Genomic DNA, 18,921 nt, shown 5'->3' with positions numbered 1-18,921 from the left:
TTTTAATGATCTTATCATTTTCGAAGTCTGAGAATGAAAGGTTCAAATATTATCAGCCAATCAGTAAAACTCAGGAAATCGAGGTTTTTTATCTGACCTGGTCAGATACCAACTTACCAAATTTCATAAAGACATCAGATTACAAAAAGTACGTCGATAAAACGGAATTGATCGATCATTGTTTCTATGTCGATTCCAAAGACCCGGAAAAAAGAAAATTCAAAATTCCGGTTACGACAGATAAATTGATCAAGAAAATCCCATTAACACTAAAAGGAAAACTCTATAAAACGAAACAGTTTGACGAGACTTTCCCTACTCCATTATTCGAAGATCTAAGAAAAACCGGTGATTTGAAATTTAAAACTGATGAGTTTCTGGTTTTTGTATTGGATTAAAATGAAATTATTTTTTAACACTTAAGCCACTTTAAAGTTAAGTTATAAATCAATAAAATAAGTTCAATTTAGAAAAATGAAAATCTTTGACTTTCTAAGCTTAATTGTTCTAATGTGAACTATTTCAAAAATTCTTTCTGCCAACTTAAGTGTTTACATTTTTCTTCTATTTTGTTTAAAAAACTTTACAATTTCCTTAAGATAAAACTAATCTCAAAAACCTTACTTTTGCAAAACAAATTTTTATAAATGAACGAACAGAAAAAAGACGATTTCATCTTCGGACTTAGACCAGTATTAGAAGCCTTAGAAGCTGGAAAAACTATTGACAAAATTTTTGTTCAAAATGCTTTGCAGGGCGAAATCTATATCGAACTGAAACAACTTCTTGCAAAACATAATCTGCGTCCAAACTACGTTCCCGTAGAAAAACTCAATCGTTTTACGAGAAAAAACCACCAAGGTGTGGTTGCCTTTATTTCTGATGTTCCATTTTATAAAATAGAAGATGTTTTGCCCCAACTTTTCGAGGAAGGAAAAACGCCTTTCATCCTGATTCTTGACAGATTGACCGATGTCAGAAACTTCGGAGCGATTTGTAGAACTGCAGAATGTGTGGGAATCGATGCAATCCTGATTCCGGAAAAAGGTGGCGCACCAATCAACTCGGATGCGATTAAAACTTCGGCTGGCGCCATTTATAACATCAAGATCTGTAAAGAAAAAAACCTTGCCCATTCCGTTGATTTTCTTCAGCAAAGTGGGATAAAAGTTTTCTCGGCGACAGAAAAGGCGCAGAAATTGATATACGATGCAGACTTCACAGAACCGTGCGCTATTGTGATGGGAAATGAGGAAACGGGAATTTCCAAAGAAGTGCTTCATCATTCAGATGAAAAAATAAAACTTCCGATTGAAGGTAAAACTCAATCCCTTAACGTCTCTGTAGCGTGTGGCGCAATTCTTTATGAGGCCGTGAGACAGAAGATAATTAATAATTAAAAATGAATAATTAGAGATCAATCAATTTAGCTTTATTCATTTATCAAATATCATTTATGAAAAAAATAACAGCGCTTACGCTAATCGCAATAACTTTAGTAGCTTGTAAAAAGGAAACCAAAACTATTACAAGAGTTGACCCGAAAACAGGGAAAACGGAAACAGTAACCGTAGAAGTTTCTCCGGAAGAAGCCGCAAAACCAAAAGCTATTGCTGACAGCAGTGGAATTTATAAGCAGAAATTCATTCTGGAAAAAGGGACAACTTATCCTTTGGTCTCTTATCAGAGAGAAATCCAGCAACTGACCTCACCAGACGGGAAAACAGTGTCCGGAACCAGCGAAACAACAGATGAAATGACCGTAACCGTTAACGATTTCAAAGATAACATCTACGATTTGACGTTAAATATGGTTGGAAAAAGAATGTCAACAACAGCTAACGGAAAAACGGTTTCCATCGACACTAAAAAAGCCGCTCCGAAAGAAGAAAACCTGAAAATGGATTACATCGTGAGCAAAGGCTTAGCCGGCAACAAGCTGAATGTAAAAATGGACGTTTACGGAAATATCAGATCCATTACAGGCTTTGAAGCGGTTCAGAACAATTTAAGAAAATCGATTGCCGGAACTGTAAAAGACACCAAACAACAGGATGCTTTTGTAGAAAGCTTTAAAGCTGGCTTCAATGAGGAAATGATGAAGGAACAATTAAGTAAAAATCTTAAGTTAATTCCGACAAAGGGTGCTAAAATAGGAGAAAAATGGACCACATCTGAGGATATAGACCCAAGCGGAAAACTTAAGCAGACTTTGACATTCACTTTGGTAAAAGTTGAAGATGGCAAAGCGGAGATCAGTGTAACCGGCGTGATCCCTTCCAAATCTGACAAACAAAGCCAAAACGGAATGACACACAGCATGACAATGGGCGGTTCTGAAAGCGGAAAAATCATCATCGATGAAAATACGGGATGGTTGCTTAATCAAAACCTTTCTGTAAAAACAAACCAGAAGGAAACTTTGTCAGACGGGAAACAGACGCAAAGTATGACCAAAAACTCCACAACATCTATTATTATTAATCCTTCTTATAAATAAAAAAATTAGGAAATGAAGTACATTTTCGAATTCATATTAGCAACCATCATCATATTCTTTGTTTGGAATATTTTGAAACGATTGTTTTTCAATGCGTTTTATAAAAACTTCCCAGCTCTTAATCCTAAGAACCAACAACAGAGCGAGCAGACAAATTCTAAAAAGATGCCTAACCAAAAGGTAAAATGGGATGCAGAAACGGTGGATTATGAGGAAGTAAAGGAAGAGAAAAAACATTAGTTTAGATTTTAATTAAAATAAATACAAAACCTTTCAGATTATGAAGTCTGAAAGGTTTTTTAATATTAAATTTGGAATTTAAAATTAAAAAGACATTTTATATGTTCAAAAACAAGAAAAATATCCTATTCGTAATCGCCAGTCTGGTGATTTTCGTTTTGCTGGCGGTTTTATATGCAAATCCGGTAATCTCCGGAAAACGTTTGATGCAACACGATATCGTTTTCTACAAGGGCGGAGCAGAAGAACTTTTGCAATATCGTGCAAATAACGAGAATGAGACATATTGGAGTGACGCAATGTTTGGCGGAATGCCGACTTACCAAACCGGAGCCCAGTTCCGTGGCGATGTCATCAAAAAAATAGATGATTTGTTTTTGTTCCTTCCAAAACCTGCGAATTATTTATTCTTATTGTTTGCCGGGTTTTTCTTTTTGGGAATGGTTGCGGTTCGTAACTGGAAATACGCATTGTTAGGCGCAACATTCTTCGGATTATCAACTTATTTCTACATCATTATTGCCGCTGGGCATAACGGAAAAGTTCATACGATTGCTTATTTCGCACCACTTGTAGCAGGAATTATACTCGTTTATTTTAGAAAAAAATATATTCTCGGGTTTATCACCACTGCCCTTTTTGCAGGTTTGCAGATTTGTGCGAACCATCCACAAATGACTTATTATCTGTTTCTTGGCTTAGGATTTTTATTTTTATCTGAACTAATAAGAGCCATCAAAGGAAAAATCGAATGGAAACATTTCCTAATTTCCTCCGGAATTGTGGGATTAGCAGTAATCATTGGTGTTGGAATGAATTCTCAAAGAATTATGGCTAATGCCGAATATGTGAAAGAAACCGTACGTGGAAAACAAATCCTGAACACCAGTTCTCATACTGCAGGAAAATCAGGAATGGACAAAGAAAGCATCACAATGTGGAGCTACGGAAAACTGGAAACCCTTAACTTATTCATTCCGAGATTAATGGGAGGTGGAAGTCAGGAACCAGGTTCAGATAAAATGATGGAACACGTGCAAGAATTGGCTCAGGAAAACATCAAATCTCAACAGGAATATGAAATGATGATGAAAGGTTTTGGAAGTCTAACCTATTGGGGCGACCAACCGAGCACATCTGGACCAGCTTATCAAGGCGCAGTCGTTTGTTTCTTGGCAGTTTTAGGATTTTTCTTTGCCGGAAAAAGATACAGATATTGGATTTTAGGCGCTTCGATTTTGACCATCTTTTTAGCTTGGGGAAGCAATTTCGCTGTTCTTACAGATTTCTTTATCGATTATGTTCCGATGTATAATAAATTCCGTGCACCGTCTTCTATTTTGGTGGTTGTCGAGTTTTTATTTCCTCTTATCGCGATTCTTGGATTATATAAATTCTTTACCGATGAAAATCTGACCGAAGAATATAAAAAGAAAATTTTGTTTTATGTTTCAGGAACGGTTTTAGGAATCACATTGATCCTGACGCTTTTTGGAAAAGGAATTTTGGGTTTCTATACAGCCAATGAGAAAACTTATCTTCCTCCATTTTTATTGGATTATTTGGTGGATGAAAGAGCTTCGATGTTTCAAACTGACGCACTCAAAGCGATTATCTATGTTTTTATTACAGCTGTCGTTTTATTTTTAGGATTGAAGAAAAAACTGAATATTAATATTGTTTTACTGATTATCGGTGTTGTAAGTTTATTTGACCTTTGGACGGTTAACAGACGTTATCTGAATGATGATAATTTCGTTGATAAAACTTTTGCCGATTATCCTTTTCAGACCGAAAATTCGGAATATCTGATGAGCAAAGCCGGAAACGATTCTTTTGTTCAAAGCCTTCTTCAACAGACCGAAGTTAATAAAGCGCTTCAAACGATTGTTGAAAAAGACAAAGACCATTACAGGATCTTTAATAATATCCTATCGACTTTCAGCGAGACAAATACATCTTATTTCAAATCATCAATCGGTGGTTATCACGCTGTGAAATTGAGACGTTATGATGATTTAATCAACAAATATTTTTCAACAACCGATCAGGTAAAAACGGTTAGGATCCTGAATATGCTGAACACCAAATATTTCTTAGTTGGCGACCAGCAAAAACCGGAAATCACGCCCAATCCTGAAGCTAATGGAAATGCATGGTTTGTTTCTGATATAAAATTTGTAAATAATCCAAATGAGGAACTGAATGAAACAGGGAATGTTGACACAAAGAAAATTGCCGTAATTTCTAAAGATGACAAAACTTATTTCAATGGGAAAAATCTGGTAAAAGATTCAACAGCTTATTTGGCATTGAAAACTTATCAACCTAACGAATTATCATTTGATTCATCTTCCAAAACGCCTCAATTGGCTGTATTTTCAGAAATCTATTACCCTCATGGTTGGAATGTTTATTTAGATGGTTCAAAAGTAGATTATATCAAAGCAGATTATCTTTTGAGAGCGCTTTATGTTCCAGCAGGAAAGCATAAAATTGAAATGAAATTTGAACCCGCTGTTATCGAAAAAGGAAAATTATTCTCTTTGATAAGTTTTGGATTGTTCGTTTTGTTGAGTTTGGTTGGCGGTTATTTTCTTTTTAGGAATTCTAGGAAATCTAAAGTTGCAAAAGCATAAATACTAATTTATAAATTTAAACAACTGATTATAAGTATTTTAAAATTTAAAAACCTTCTCAAATAAGCAAAAATTTTAAATCTTGGTTCGTAAATATCTTTGTGTTTATTAATCTAAATTTTATTTTTATGAACAACGAATTAACAAAATTAGAATTCAATGCTTATCAACTTATAAAAAAATTTGCCAGTGAAAGAAATGGATTTTTTGAATTAACTCAAATTGAAAATGGTTATGATTTAAAAAACCAATGTCATCATTTTAAAATAATCAAAAAAAATCAAACTTGGTATTTGGTAGTGTTGGATGATGAGAAAGAATATTTTTTTGATGGTACAAATGAAAACACTCCTTTTAGATATCAAAGAACTTATATTGGAGATTGGGATATTCATTTCAAAGACATATTAGGAAAATAATTAGTTAACAAAGCAACTCAAAAACCGAGTTGCTTTTTTATTTGAAACATCTCAAAGAATCCCATCACAAAAAACATTCAATTTACACAAAAATAAAAGACCACTTAACTGAATAATCTCATATAAAATTCGGTTCCGAAAAGGGCAAATTAATCCATTAATGTCTCTAAATTTGATGCACAGCTTTTTTTAAATGTTCATCAAACCATCTGTAAACCCATCATTTACGGACAGCTAAAACTATATATTTATGGAAACGATTATTATCAAAAGAGACGGAAAAAAGGAAGTTTTCTCCATCAAAAAAATCAAAAATGCCATTTCAAAAGCTTTTCTCTCTGTTGGCAGTTTTGCAACACAGGAAGCTTTGGGAAACATCCTTAGCAGGATCAGTATCAGGAATCAGATCTCTGTGGAAGAGATTCAGAATCAAGTGGAAATTGCCTTGATGAAAGAGCAATATTATCACGTTGCCAAGTCTTATATGCTGTATCGCCAAAAGCACACAGAAGACCGGGAAGTAAAAGACAAACTGGAGTTTTTGATAGATTATTGTGATGCTTCCAATGCCGCGACAGGAAGCCGATATGACGCCAATGCCAACGTTGACAACAAGAATCTGGCAACATTGATCGGAGAATTGCCCAAATCCAACTTCATCCGTCTCAACAGAAAGTTGCTGACCGACAGATTAAAAGATATGTATGGAAAAGAAGTCTCGGATAAATATATAAAGCTGCTCAACAATCATTTCATTTATAAGAATGATGAAACCAGCCTTGCCAATTACTGTGCAAGTATCACAATGTATCCCTGGCTGATCGACGGAACAAAATCGATTGGAGGCAATTCCAAAGCGCCAACCAATCTCAAATCCTTTTGCGGCGGTTTTATCAATCTGGTTTTTATGGTTTCCAGTATGTTGAGCGGTGCTTGTGCAACGCCGGAATTCCTGATGTATATGAACCATTTCATACAGAAAGAATATGGTGATGATTATTATTTGAACACTGACAAGATCGTTGATCTTTCCTTAAAGCAAAGAACTCTGGACAAAGTGATCACGGATTGTTTTGAGCAGATCGTCTATTCTATCAATCAGCCGACTGGTGCAAGAAACTTCCAAGCGGTGTTTTGGAATATCTCCTACTATGATCAATATTATTTTGAAAGCCTTTTCGAGGATTTTGTTTTCCCTGATGGAAGAAGACCGGATTGGAAATCCTTGAGCTGGCTTCAAAAACGATTTATGAATTGGTTCAATGAAGAAAGAATCAAAGCTGTTTTGACTTTTCCGGTAGAAACAATGGCTTTGTTAACAGAAAATGGTGATGCAAAAGATAAAGATTATGGCAATTTTACGGCGGAGATGTACTCCAAAGGACATTCGTTTTTCACTTACATTAGTGACAATGCCGATTCTTTGAGCAGCTGCTGCAGATTGAGAAATGAGATCACAGACAATACTTTCAGCTATACTTTAGGCGCTGGCGGAATCTCGACAGGATCCAAAAGCGTACTTACAATTAATCTAAATCGATGTGTTCAAAATGCAGTGAATAAAGGGCTTCCTCATCTTGAATTTTTGGAACAGGTAGTGGATCTGGTTCATAAGGTGCAACTGGCTTACAACGAAAATCTCAAATACCTGGAAAGTAAAAGAATGTTACCTCTCTTCGATTCCGGTTATATCAATATGAAACGTCAATATCTGACAATTGGTGTGAACGGGCTTGTGGAAGCTGCAGAATTCTTAGGCATCCAAATCAATGATAATCATGAATATGAAACATTCGTCCAGGAAATATTAGGAATGATAGAACATTACAATAAAAAATACAAATCTGCTGAAGTTATGTTCAATTGCGAGATGATTCCGGCCGAAAATGTGGGTGTCAAATTTTCAAAATGGGATAAACAAGACGGCTATCAAGTCCCCAGAAATTGCTACAATAGCTACTTCTACATTGTTGAAGATGAATCCACAAATATTCTAGACAAATTCAAATTACACGGCAAAAAGTATATCGAACATTTGACTGGAGGTTCCGCTCTGCATCTTAATCTGGAAGAGCATCTTTCCAAAGAGCAATACCATCAACTTCTGAGAGTGGCGATCTTGGAGGGTTGTAATTATTTCACATTCAATGTTCCGAATACGATCTGTAATGATTGCGGACATATCAGTAAGCAAAATCTGAAAAAATGTACAACTTGCGAAAGTGAAAACCTGGACCATATCACAAGGGTCATTGGTTATCTGAAAAGAATCAGCAATTTTTCTGCTCCCCGACAAGAAGAAGCATCTGTAAGGCATTATGCTAAAGTTCATTGATCATAACATTGTTTTCCAAGAAGTGCCGAATGAAATATCATTGGCCATCAATATTTCTAATTGCCCTTTGCGTTGCAAAAGCTGTCATAGTCCACAATTACAGGAAGATATCGGAATTTTTCTAACAGAAGATATTATTCTGAATATCATCGAAAAATATGACAAAGCTATTACTTGTATTTGTTTTATGGGTGGAGATTCTGAGCCATCAGAAATAGAAAATTTGGCAGTGTTTGTCAAATCGATTGATCCAAATTTGAAAATTGCTTGGTACTCCGGGAAACAGAAATTGCCTAAAGCTTTTCAGCTTAAATATTTTAATTTCATAAAACTTGGACCTTATAAAGAAAAATATGGTGGACTGGGTTCGCCTGATACCAATCAAAGCTTTTATAAAATTATTGATGATGAACTTATTGATATGACTTTTTTATTTCGAAAAGAAAGGATTTAATTAATAAAAAAAAAAGCAACCCAAATGAGTTGCTTTAATTTTTTGCGTGAACCTGGAATTACTTTCTGATTCCTAATTCAGCGATAATTGCTCTATATCTGTTGATATCTTTTTTCTTCAAATAATCTAAAAGAGCTTTTCTTTTACCTACTAACTTCACAAGAGATCTTTCTGTGTTGAAGTCTTTGTGGTTAGCTTTCAAATGCTGAGTAAGGTGGTTGATCCTAAAAGTGAATAGAGCAACTTGTCCTTCAGCAGTTCCTGTGTCTTGTGCAGATTTTCCGTGTTTTGCGAAGATCTCTGCTTTCTTTTCTGATGTTAAATACATTCCAATATTATTTAATGATTATTATGTAAATTCGGATGCAAAGATATGATTTATTTCCGGATTAGGAACTGTAAATCAAAACTATTTTTATTGCAATAGTTTTAAACCACAAAAGAAAGTTAATCAAAATTAATATTTAGCTTGTCATTCCATAGGAATCTCGACAGCTTTGTTTAGACTCCTACGGAATGGCAAAATTCTGCTTATGATTGCAAAAAACCTTTGTGCCTTTTGCGTTTTATTGCTTCTCCTCCATCAAAAATTGTTTCACCTGTTGAAAATCAACAGAAAATTCCACAGATCGCTTTTCTTTTTTATTGAATGCCTCTAATTTCTCTGGAATGGTAACTTCCTCCTTCAGAACATCTTCCACCACTTCTACAAACTTTGCAGGATGGGCTGTTTCTAATAAAACACCTACAAAATCTTCATTCGATTTCTTAGAATATTTTTCTAAACCAAGATAAGCAACTGCGCCGTGCGGGTCCAAAGTATAGCCAAAATCGTTCTTAACTTTAATCATCGTATCTTTTGTTTCTTCATCTGAAAAAGAATAAGACTCGATCTCTTTTTTAAATTCTGAAACATCATTATTGAACAAGCTTTTCATCCTTTCAAAATTGCTTGGATTGCCAACGTCCATTGCATTACTGATGGTTTGTTTGGAAAGTTTCGATTCATAATTTCCTGTTTCTAAAAACTTTGGAACGACATCATTTGAATTGGTTGAAGCGATGAATTGGTGAATTGGCAATCCCATTTTCTTGGCAAAAAGTCCAGCTGTCAAGTTTCCAAAATTTCCACTTGGAACTGAGAAAACAATCGGCCTTCCTAGCTTTTGAAGTTGTGCAAAAGCCCAGAAATAATAAAAAGATTGAGGAATTAATCTTGCGATATTAATACTGTTCGCCGATGTTAAAGTAAATTTCTCATTCAATTCTTCGTCGGACAGAATTTGTTTTGCCAGAGCCTGACAATCATCAAAAGTTCCATCGATTTCTAAAGCTTTGATATTCCCACCCCAAGTTGTAAGCTGTTTTTCTTGTAACGGACTTACTTTTCCTTTCGGATAAAGAATATAAACCTCGATTCCCTGCACTCCGAAAAATCCAGACGCAACTGCACTTCCCGTATCTCCAGAAGTTGCTGCAATCACTTTCATTGGTTTCCCTCCAGAGAAGTAAGACATCATTCTTGCCATAAATCTTGCCCCAACATCTTTGAAAGCCATTGTTGGTCCGTGAAATAACTCTAGTGAATAAATATCCTCTGAAATTTTCACTGCAGGAATTTCAAAGTTTAAAACTTCATCGATGATCTCTTTCAAATTATCATCGGAAATGGATTCACCGAGAAATTCTTTTGCAACCCGAAATCCAATTTCCTGCAAACTAAGGTTGGATAAATCTTCAAAGAATTCAGAATCCAATTGCGGAATATATTCCGGCATAAAAAGTCCGCCGTCATCAGCTAAACCTTTCAGTATTGCTGTTTTTATATCAGTTTCTTGTTGTTGTCTTGTTGATATGTATTTCATTTTGGTTGGTAATTGTTGTTTGATAAGTTCAAAATTTTAACGCAAAGTCCGCAAAGTTTTTTTTACTCTGAAAATATTTTTAAGATTCGCAAAGACGTAAAACTCAGCAAAGACTAAAAATTTTAAAGCTCTTTTGTCATTCCGTAGGAATCTCAACAGTTTAGATTCCTCTGGAATGACAATATTGGGTTTTAGGACAAATCTAGATTTAACGACGAAGCCGCAGCCCGACTTGAGCGGAAATCCTTTTTTGCTTTTACTTAATTTCTATTGATTGTAGATCGTCTGCAAAAAAGATTGACTACGTCGAACCACTTCGTTAGGTTTGGGAGCGGAAGGCGGATTAAGCTGCCCAAATTTCAATAAATGACTCTTGCACCCTCATCGTTTATTTTGGTTACAAATGCTTCACTTTCTATATTTTTTTGATTGAGTAATTCTTTAATTTTAAATGAAATCTCTTCCGCAATTTCCTTTTTTTCACACAACGCAAAAACCGACGGACCGGAACCGGAAATCCCAAAACCAATCGCACTGTTGTCCAAAGCCAACTGTTTCATCTCATAAAAATACGGGATCAGCATCGCACGAACCGGTTCTATAATGACGTCTTCCATACTTCGGCTGACCAGACCCAAATCGTTGTTGCAAAATCCGGCAACCAAACCGGCAACATTTCCCCACTGCTGAACAGCAGATTTGAGACTGATTCTTTCCTTGATAATTTTCCTTGCTTCACCTGTCGGAACATCCACGTGCGGATGAACGGAAACCACCGACAAATCTTTTGGATAAGGCAGTTTAAGAGCGTCCAAAGGTTCGTAGCTCCTGACCAAAACCAAGCCGCCCAAAAGTGCGGGTGCAACATTGTCTGCGTGCGCATTTCCGCAGGCAATTCGTTCGCCTTCCATTGCGAGAGGCAACAATTCTTGTTTGGAAAATGGTTTTCCCATCAATTCATTTATCGCTACCAGAGCTGCAACACTGCTTGCCGCACTGGAACCCATTCCGCTGTTGAGTGGCATTTTTTTATATAGTTCAATATCAATTCCCTGATTGGAATTTATTTTTTCAAGAAACAATCTGATAACGTGGGAAACGACATTCTTCTTTGGGTCTTTTGGTAGTTTTCCGTTATCGCCTTCGATCTTTGTGATGATGATTTGGTTGGAATCGTTTTTTCTTAAGATAATTTCGTCGCCCGGTTCTTCTATCGCAAAACCGAGAATATCATAACCGCAAACGACATTGGCGACTGTAGCGGGAGCGAAAACTTTTATAGAATCCATTTTTATAATTGATAAATGATGATTGATGAATGACATTAAATAAAACGATGAATTGCAATCAATTATCGTTTATCTTCTATGATTATTGCGCTGTAACTCTTACCAAATCTGCAAAAACACCAGCTGCTGTAACTTCCGCACCCGCACCAGGACCTTTCACAACCAAAGGTGTATTTTTATATCTGGAAGTTGTGAACGAAATGATATTATCGCTTCCAGACAGTCCGAAAAATGGATGATCAGCATCTACAATCTGAACTTCGATGTTGATTTTTCCGTCTTCCAGAACGCCGATTAATCTCAGTTTTCTTCCAGAATTCTCTGCTTCGTTTTTGAAAGATGAAAAATAAGGTTCGTGTTTTTCTAGTTCTTCATAAAATGCAGGAATTGAATTTGCCTTGAGACAATCTTCCGGAAGGAAATCTTTGATATTGACATCCGACATTTCCAAAGGCAATCCAATTTCTCTTCCCAGAATCAACATCTTCCGGGAGAAATCCATTCCGTTCAAATCGTCTCTCGGATCAGGTTCTGTATAACCTAATTCCTGTGCTGTTCTTACAACTTCCGCAAAAGTTTTATCGCCAACATAATTATTAAAAATGTAAGAAATTGTTCCGGACAGAATCGCTTCTATTTTCAGAATTTCATCACCGGAAATCCAAAGGTCATTCAGCGTTTTGATGATTGGAAGTCCAGCTCCAACGTTGGTCTCATATAAGAAATTCACATTGTTCTTTTTTGCCAGCCTTTTGAATTTGCTGTATTGCTCATAAGACGAAGAATTCCCTTTTTTGTTGCAAGTTACAATGGAGATATTATTATTAAATAACAACGGATATTCTTTGACGACATCTTCGCTAGAAGTGTTGTCCACAAAAACCAAATTAGGTAAATTTTTACTTGAAATAGAATTTATAAATTGTTTTAAATCTGATTTTTGCAAATTATTATTAAAGTTATTATTTAAATCAAAATCGGATTCAGGATTATCGAAAATTTTCATTTCCCGGCTGTTTGTAATTCCTACAACATTGATTTTAATCTGATGGTTTTCTTCCAGGTTTTGTTGTTCTCTTTCCAATTGCCGAAACAATTCTTTCCCGATATTTCCTGTTCCAGCAAACATCACATTGAAAGTTTTTACAGGAGAAAGCAACAGCGAATCGTGAACGACATTAAGTGCTTTTGACAATTCGTTTCTCTCAATTACGGCAGAAATATTAAGCTCAGATGAACCTTGTGCAATGGCAATAATATTGATTCCATTCTTGCCCAAAGCACTGAAAAACTTCCCGCTGATTCCCCTTGTTTTTTTCATATTCTCACCAACGACAGAAATAATACTAAGCTCATTATCGAATTGCGGTTCATCAATTTTGTTTGAACTAATTTCAAAATCAAATTCTTCATAGATTGCTGTTTTCGCTTTTTTCTCATCGTCAAAAGCAACCACAAACGAAATACTATGTTCCGAACTCGCCTGCGTGATTAGAATAACATTAACTTCATATCTGGCCAAAGCATTGAACAATCTTCCGCTGAAACCTTTCATCCCGATCATCCCGTTTCCGGTAATATTGATCAGGCAGGTTTTCTCGATGGAAACAATTCCTTTGATAAGACCTTTGGAAACTTCAGATCTTTGATGGATCAAAGTTCCCGGATTTTCCGGTTTGAAAGTATTTTTGATATAGATCGGGATTTGACTTTCGATAGCAGGAATCATTGTTGGTGGATAAATCACTTTTGCACCGAAGTACGACATTTCCATCGCTTCCTGATAACTGAGTTCCGATTGTGAAAACGCATTTTTCACCAACCTCGGATCAGCAGTCAAAAAGCCATCAACATCTGTCCAGATCTGGATCTCGTCAGCTTGCAAGCCAGAACCGAGAATGGCCGCGGTGTAATCTGAACCGCCTCGACCCAAAGTTGTTGTATCATCATTTTTATCTTTGGCGATAAAACCTGTTACTACATAAATTTGATTTTCTAATTTCCAGTTTTTTAGGGTTTCATTCGTTTTTTTAGAATCGACATTGGCATTTCCGAAATGAGAATCCGTTGAAATCAACTCTCTTGAATCTTGAAAAACCGTTGGAAAACCTTCAGATTGCAGAAAAACCGAAACAATTTTGCTCGACATCTGTTCTCCGTAAGAAAGAAGTCTATCTTTGATCCTGTCTGATAATTCGCCTAGATTTTTGACACTGAACAAAATATCCTCAATCTCGTTGAAACCTACTTTCACCATCATCAATAATGGATTCTGAGCCGTTCTTGGCAATAATTCCGAGATAATCTGATAATGCTTTTCTTCTGCAGATTTCAGGATTTCTGAGAAATCGTTTTGTTTCAAAGCTTCTTCTGATGCCGATAAAAGCACATTCGTAATTCCTGACAAAGCGGAACAGACAACGATTAGAGATTTGTCTTTATTAAATTCTTTTTCAATGATTGATTTTACATTTCGCAATGCTTCTACACTTCCAACCGAAGTTCCCCCAAATTTTAAAATTTTCATTATTTGATTTCTTATTTTTTAACACTTCGACTCCGCTCAGTGTGACAATTCTAATACTAAATGTTAATTGATCTATTCAAAACAAAAAGCCTTTCTGAAATCAGAAAGGCTTTTGTTAATTATCTATTTTCACAATATCACAAACACACCTTTCTGCAGCTACTAATTGTAGTTGTTGTAGAAATCGTTGTTGTGGTTGTAAAATTCATCATCGTTTTGTAAATCTCTTACGAAAATATGAAAACATTTCTCATCTGCAAATTTTTATTCAAAAATTTTTGAATTTCTTTATAAAATTCACATACTATTAAAAACAGCGAATCTAACGCAGCCCGACTTGAGCGGAAATCCTTTTAACGCAACGTAGTGGAGTGAAAAGATTGACTTCGTCGAACCACTTCGTTAGGTTTGGGAGCGGAAGGCGGATCAAGCTGCCCAAATTCTAATTATGACCAAAAAGTTTTGTCGGCGCATATCCAAACTGTTTCTTAAATGCAAAAGAAAAATGCGACAAGTTCTCGAAACCTATTTCATAATAGACATCTGCAGGTTTTTTATTTTTCTCGGTAAGTTCGTAGTGTGCTAATTCCAGACGTTTTTTGGTGAGCCATCTTTGTGGTGTAGAATTGAATGCTTTGTAAAAATCCCTTTTGAAAGTCGTTAAACTACGGCCAGTCAAATAGCCGAATTTCTCCAATGGCATATTGAACATAAAGTTCTTTTCCATAAAACTTACCAAATCAATCTTTCCCGGTTCCTCAAAATTATTGAGCACAGAATCTATATTTTCATCAATCGTTGTGAGAATATTGATCGCTTCATTGATTTTCAATATGGCAATATTTTCGGGAAAGTTGTTCTGCATTTCGAAATATGGAATCAACGAAGCCAAACAGCTTTCCAATAAAGGATGTTTCTCGAAACTGATGATTTTTTCTGTTGTGATTTTTGATTTTATATGATCATCATTATAAAACTCTCTGAGTCTTTTTGCAGATAAATGCATTGCAACTGCTTTGTGAGGCAATCCATCTTTCGGATAATTGATGATAGTCGCCAATTGATTTCTGGGAATCAGAAAAGTACTTCCTGCGCCAAACACAAAGCTCTCGTCTGCCTGGATGATCTTTGTCTCACCAGAAATCAGCCAAACCAGTAAATGGTCGTTAAATGCTGCTTCGGTCTTGAACAACTTGCCCTCATAACAGGAAAGTTTGATTTCCGGGTTGATATAATTGACCTGATAATCCATATTATTCTTACACAAATGTACAAATATCAATTGAGCTCAAATGTTATTCCTGTCATTTCTTCACTCAAACTCCATAATCTTTTTGCATTGGTTTCATCCAAAGAATATGCTTTGATACCACCGATAATTGACACGTCAGAACTCAAAAGTGCGACATCTACATTTTCACAATAAACGCCACCTAAATCATTTAATAAAGGACTTGTTGCACACCAGACCGTGGTTGCCGCACCTTGAGGAATGGTCTTTAGAGAAGCCTTAACTTCCGGTAATAAATTCCCTTCCGAATCAACATAACCGAGTTTCTGAAACAAATCCAATGGCGCTTCTCTCCCTAATTCTGTTTCGCCAACAGCACCAGGACATAAAGCATAACTTCTTACATTAAATTCTTTTGCCCGATTATCCAATTCCATTGAGAAAAGATTGACTGCTGTTTTTGATTGTCCATACCCGAGTAAAGTTTCATATTCTCGATTGAGAAAGTTCGGGTCTTCAAAATTAAAATCTGAAAATTGATGTCCGCCGGAAGATACATTCACTACTCTTGCGCCGTTTGCTTTTTTCAATGCAGACCATAATTTAGCTGTTAATTGAAAATGTGCCAGGTAATTAATAGCAAGTTGAGATTCGAAACCCCGATTGTCTCTACGAAGTGGAACCCACATAATTCCTGCATTATTGATCAATAAATGAAGCGGTCTTGCTGATTCCAGGAATTTTTCAGCAAATGCATTGATGGAATCAGGATTAGCTAGATCTAATTCTTCCAATTCTACATTAGGAATTCCAACGAGATTTCTTTTCGCTTTTTCGATGTCTCTTGCAGGAACTATTACGGTTGCTCCGGCTTTTGATAAGGTTTTTACTGTTTCCAATCCTATTCCGGAATTTCCTCCGGTCACGATTGCTATTTTTCCTTCGAGATCAATTCCTTTGATCACTTCTTCTGTTGTTGATTTTGCATTGAAACCAGAATTAATAGGCTTTTGTAATGCTCCTTGATAATTGTTCATTGTTTAAATATTTTATTAAAGCAAAATTAGGTAGCAAAACATTAATTAACTTTGTTTAAACGTCCGAATACACTTTGTTCAAAAGTCCTTTCTAAAATTAATTTCTAAATTTCTAAAATTCATTAATTTCCATTATAAAATTTTAATATTGAAAATCAGCTAGTTAGATATTAATCTATAAAATATTTACTACTTTGTATTGCATAATACCATTTCATTTATATATCTTTGCAATGTAAAGTTGAAGTAGTAGTTGGATGTTGGACGCAAATCCAAAGGACTTTAAGCTTTTAAACATTAAATCAAATTAATATGAATACCGAGAACACAAAGGCGCAAATGCGTAAAGGAATTCTGGAATTCTGTATTTTGAGTCTAATTCAACAACGCGAAATGTATGTTTCCGACCTGATAGAATCTCTCAAAAAAGGAAAACTGGATGTAGTGGAAGGAACTCTTTATCCTCTCCTTACTAGATTGAAAAACGGCGAGTTCCTCGCTTACAGATGGGAAGAATCTACAAGCGGGCCGCCAAGAAAGTATTATCAGATCACTGAAAAAGGAAGTCTCTTCCTTGCAGAATTACAAACCACTTGGCAGGAACTGACAGATTCTGTAAACCAAATCACATCAAACTCTCACTCTCAAAACTAATATTATGAACAAGACATTATCTATAGCACTCGCAGGGTTCTCTTTTATGATAGACGAACACGCTTATATCAAGCTTAGCGATTATCTGAATGCCTTGAGAAATTCTCTAGACGCTTCAGAAGCAGACGAAGTAATGCACGACATTGAAATCCGAATGGTCGAGATTTTCAAAGAAACTCTTGCCAAAAGAGAAGTTATAAACGATTCTGATGTAGAAAAAGTAATTGCTCAAATTGGAACACCTGAACAAATCGATGAGCAGGAAGAAGCTTATTTCTCTGAAGGAAAACAAAACAAATCAAAATCCTCCACAGGCTATAGCTATAGCAGCAACTCACAGAAACAGATGTTCCGTGACCCGGAAAGACAGAAAATCGCCGGAGTTTGTGCAGGTCTGGCAGCTTATTTCGGAATGGATATCACTTGGATGAGATTGATATGGGTTGGCGCATTTCTGTTCCTTTGGGTAGCTCCAGGTTCATCATTCTTAGTAGTCATTTTGTATTTCATTCTTTGGGCAGTTTTACCAAAAGCAGAATCAGCTTCCGACTTTTTGAAGATGAAAGGAAAGCCTTTAAACTTCGACAACCTAAAGGAAGAATCCAGCAAAATAGTACAGTTTGCCAATGAGACAACTACAAGAGCAGGAGAGATCTATAACGAGAATCGTCCAAAAGTTGGTTCTGCTGGAGATTCTTTTCTGAAAGTTCTGAAATATTGTCTAGCTGTTTTGCTTTCGTTGATGGCAGCAGGTTGTTTCATCGGATTGTTTGCAATGATGTTTGCTTACGGTTCAGACAAATTTGGAATGGATAATAATCTTGGATTTTATCTGGAAGAAAATAATCTTGGTTATCTGTTGCTTGCAATTGCAGCTCTACCAACCATTATTTTCGGTGTAGCATTCTTATTATTAGCAATCAAGCTATTCTCTCCAAAGACGAAATTCAACTATGTTGGGCCAGTTCTTGGAACATTGGGGATCATCTGGATCATCTTGATCGGTGTATTGGCCGCGAGCGCTTCTAAATTCAACTTTAGATATAGCGGACAAAATGAGGATTATGAAAATATCTCAATCTCTGCTCCAAACGACACTATCTATATTGACAGCAAGAAAGTGGCAATCCCTGAGAATTTCAAAACTTACTTTAATAATATCTATTCTGATAAGGCTACTATCTATAAAAGAGATTATCCAAGTGTGGAGATCACAAGAAGAGACGACATCAAAACGCCTTACATCATCATCAAAAAAGAAGCGGAAGGTTACAACCAACCTCTTAAGATGAAAGTTCCTGTGGAAATCAGAGGTAACAGGGTTCTTCTTCCAAACTACTTCGAGTATCCTTATGAATACAGATTCAGAGATTACAGATTGGATTACGAGTTGGTAGTACCTTCAAGAATGAAAATCATCAACGAAAAAGAATACGAAGTTAGCACTCGTGGGGATGACGACGACGATGATAACGATGCTGGAAACCAAAACAATCACGGGATCACAGTTGAGAAAAACAAGATCAATATCAACGGAACGACTATCGAGTACAACTCAGAAGAAAGCGACAGTGTGAAGATCAATGGAAAAAATTATTCTAAAGATTCCGCGGATGTTGTTCTGGAAAGGATGAAATTGGATGAGCAGGTTAAGAAAAGTATCGAAGACCTAAACATCAATATCAAAGACGGAAAGAAAGAAATTTCTATCAAAACTAAATAAATTGAGAG

The 18,921-nt window shown here is 35.9% G+C and carries 17 protein-coding genes; 11 read left to right on the top strand and 6 right to left on the bottom strand.

Annotation, left to right across the window (positions count from 1 at the left end; all coding sequences use genetic code 11):
- The first annotated feature begins 5 nt into the window (after window positions 1–5).
- The 8 genes from BLT30_RS05980 (at window position 6) to nrdG (ending at window position 8,587) form a co-directional block, all read left to right on the top strand.
- The gene (locus BLT30_RS05980) at window positions 6–398 is read left to right on the top strand and encodes a hypothetical protein (RefSeq protein WP_089872309.1); all 393 of its coding nucleotides are present in this window, start codon (window positions 6–8) and stop codon (window positions 396–398) included.
- Window positions 399–647: 249 nt separating this feature from the next.
- Window positions 648–1,400 (top strand): 23S rRNA (guanosine(2251)-2'-O)-methyltransferase RlmB, encoded by a 753-nt coding sequence (rlmB, locus tag BLT30_RS05975; RefSeq protein ID WP_089872307.1) that lies wholly within the window; start codon window positions 648–650, stop codon window positions 1,398–1,400.
- Window positions 1,401–1,456: 56 nt separating this feature from the next.
- Window positions 1,457–2,500, top strand: coding sequence for a DUF6263 family protein (locus tag BLT30_RS05970; RefSeq protein ID WP_089872305.1), 1,044 nt, complete (start codon window positions 1,457–1,459; stop codon window positions 2,498–2,500).
- Between the two features lie 12 nt (window positions 2,501–2,512).
- Window positions 2,513–2,740, top strand: coding sequence for a hypothetical protein (locus BLT30_RS05965; RefSeq protein ID WP_089872303.1), 228 nt, complete (start codon window positions 2,513–2,515; stop codon window positions 2,738–2,740).
- 101 nt (window positions 2,741–2,841) lie between these two features.
- Window positions 2,842–5,379, top strand: a complete 2,538-nt coding sequence (locus tag BLT30_RS05960) for a YfhO family protein (protein WP_089872301.1) — start codon at window positions 2,842–2,844, stop codon at window positions 5,377–5,379.
- A 128-nt stretch (window positions 5,380–5,507) separates the two neighbouring features.
- A complete protein-coding gene (locus tag BLT30_RS05955; protein WP_089872299.1) occupies window positions 5,508–5,798 on the top strand; it encodes a hypothetical protein in 291 nt (96 codons plus the stop codon).
- Between the two features lie 250 nt (window positions 5,799–6,048).
- A complete protein-coding gene (nrdD, locus tag BLT30_RS05950; RefSeq protein ID WP_089872297.1) occupies window positions 6,049–8,133 on the top strand; it encodes an anaerobic ribonucleoside-triphosphate reductase in 2,085 nt (694 codons plus the stop codon).
- Window positions 8,117–8,587 carry an anaerobic ribonucleoside-triphosphate reductase activating protein gene (gene nrdG / locus BLT30_RS05945; RefSeq protein WP_089872295.1) on the top strand — a complete coding sequence of 157 codons (471 nt, stop codon included), beginning with the start codon at window positions 8,117–8,119 and terminating at the stop codon, window positions 8,585–8,587. The genes nrdD and nrdG overlap by 17 nt, the downstream gene beginning before the upstream one ends.
- Before the next feature lie 58 nt (window positions 8,588–8,645).
- Here the strand turns inward: nrdG and rpsO are convergent, their stop codons facing one another.
- The 4 genes from rpsO to thrA all read right to left on the bottom strand — a co-directional run bounded on the left by rpsO (window position 8,646) and on the right by thrA (window position 14,268).
- The gene (gene rpsO, locus BLT30_RS05940; RefSeq protein WP_027382657.1) at window positions 8,646–8,915 is read right to left on the bottom strand and encodes a 30S ribosomal protein S15; all 270 of its coding nucleotides are present in this window, start codon (window positions 8,913–8,915) and stop codon (window positions 8,646–8,648) included.
- A 238-nt stretch (window positions 8,916–9,153) separates the two neighbouring features.
- A complete protein-coding gene (gene thrC / locus BLT30_RS05935; RefSeq protein ID WP_089872293.1) occupies window positions 9,154–10,452 on the bottom strand; it encodes a threonine synthase in 1,299 nt (432 codons plus the stop codon).
- A 359-nt stretch (window positions 10,453–10,811) separates the two neighbouring features.
- The gene (locus BLT30_RS05930; RefSeq protein WP_089872936.1) at window positions 10,812–11,741 is read right to left on the bottom strand and encodes a homoserine kinase; all 930 of its coding nucleotides are present in this window, start codon (window positions 11,739–11,741) and stop codon (window positions 10,812–10,814) included.
- Between the two features lie 82 nt (window positions 11,742–11,823).
- Window positions 11,824–14,268: a bifunctional aspartate kinase/homoserine dehydrogenase I gene (gene thrA, locus BLT30_RS05925; RefSeq protein ID WP_089872291.1), complete on the bottom strand. Its 2,445-nt coding sequence runs from the start codon at window positions 14,266–14,268 to the stop codon at window positions 11,824–11,826.
- 60 nt (window positions 14,269–14,328) lie between these two features.
- On the opposite strand from thrA, the gene BLT30_RS18160 reads away from it, so the two are divergent.
- Window positions 14,329–14,490 (top strand): hypothetical protein, encoded by a 162-nt coding sequence (locus BLT30_RS18160; protein ID WP_175487130.1) that lies wholly within the window; start codon window positions 14,329–14,331, stop codon window positions 14,488–14,490.
- A 220-nt stretch (window positions 14,491–14,710) separates the two neighbouring features.
- On the opposite strand, the gene BLT30_RS05920 is transcribed toward BLT30_RS18160, so the two are convergent.
- Both BLT30_RS05920 and BLT30_RS05915 read right to left on the bottom strand, forming a co-directional pair.
- Entirely contained in the window at window positions 14,711–15,520 is an 810-nt protein-coding gene (locus BLT30_RS05920) for a helix-turn-helix domain-containing protein (protein ID WP_089872289.1), read from the bottom strand.
- A gap of 26 nt (window positions 15,521–15,546) precedes the next feature.
- Window positions 15,547–16,536, bottom strand: a complete 990-nt coding sequence (locus BLT30_RS05915) for an SDR family NAD(P)-dependent oxidoreductase (protein ID WP_089872287.1) — start codon at window positions 16,534–16,536, stop codon at window positions 15,547–15,549.
- A 312-nt stretch (window positions 16,537–16,848) separates the two neighbouring features.
- On the opposite strand from BLT30_RS05915, the gene BLT30_RS05910 reads away from it, so the two are divergent.
- Together BLT30_RS05910 and BLT30_RS05905 are read left to right on the top strand one after the other, a co-directional pair.
- A complete protein-coding gene (locus BLT30_RS05910; protein ID WP_027382663.1) occupies window positions 16,849–17,190 on the top strand; it encodes a PadR family transcriptional regulator in 342 nt (113 codons plus the stop codon).
- A 4-nt stretch (window positions 17,191–17,194) separates the two neighbouring features.
- On the top strand, window positions 17,195–18,913 hold the full coding sequence (locus tag BLT30_RS05905) for a PspC domain-containing protein (RefSeq protein WP_089872284.1): 1,719 nt from the start codon (window positions 17,195–17,197) through the stop codon (window positions 18,911–18,913).
- The last annotated feature ends 8 nt before the right edge of the window (window positions 18,914–18,921 follow it).

Source organism: Epilithonimonas hungarica, from assembly GCF_900102265.1.
Taxonomy (GTDB): Bacteria; Bacteroidota; Bacteroidia; order Flavobacteriales; family Weeksellaceae; genus Epilithonimonas; species Epilithonimonas hungarica.
The sequence above is the reverse complement of the archived record's forward strand: the minus strand, read 5'-3'. Positions and strand labels throughout refer to the sequence as shown.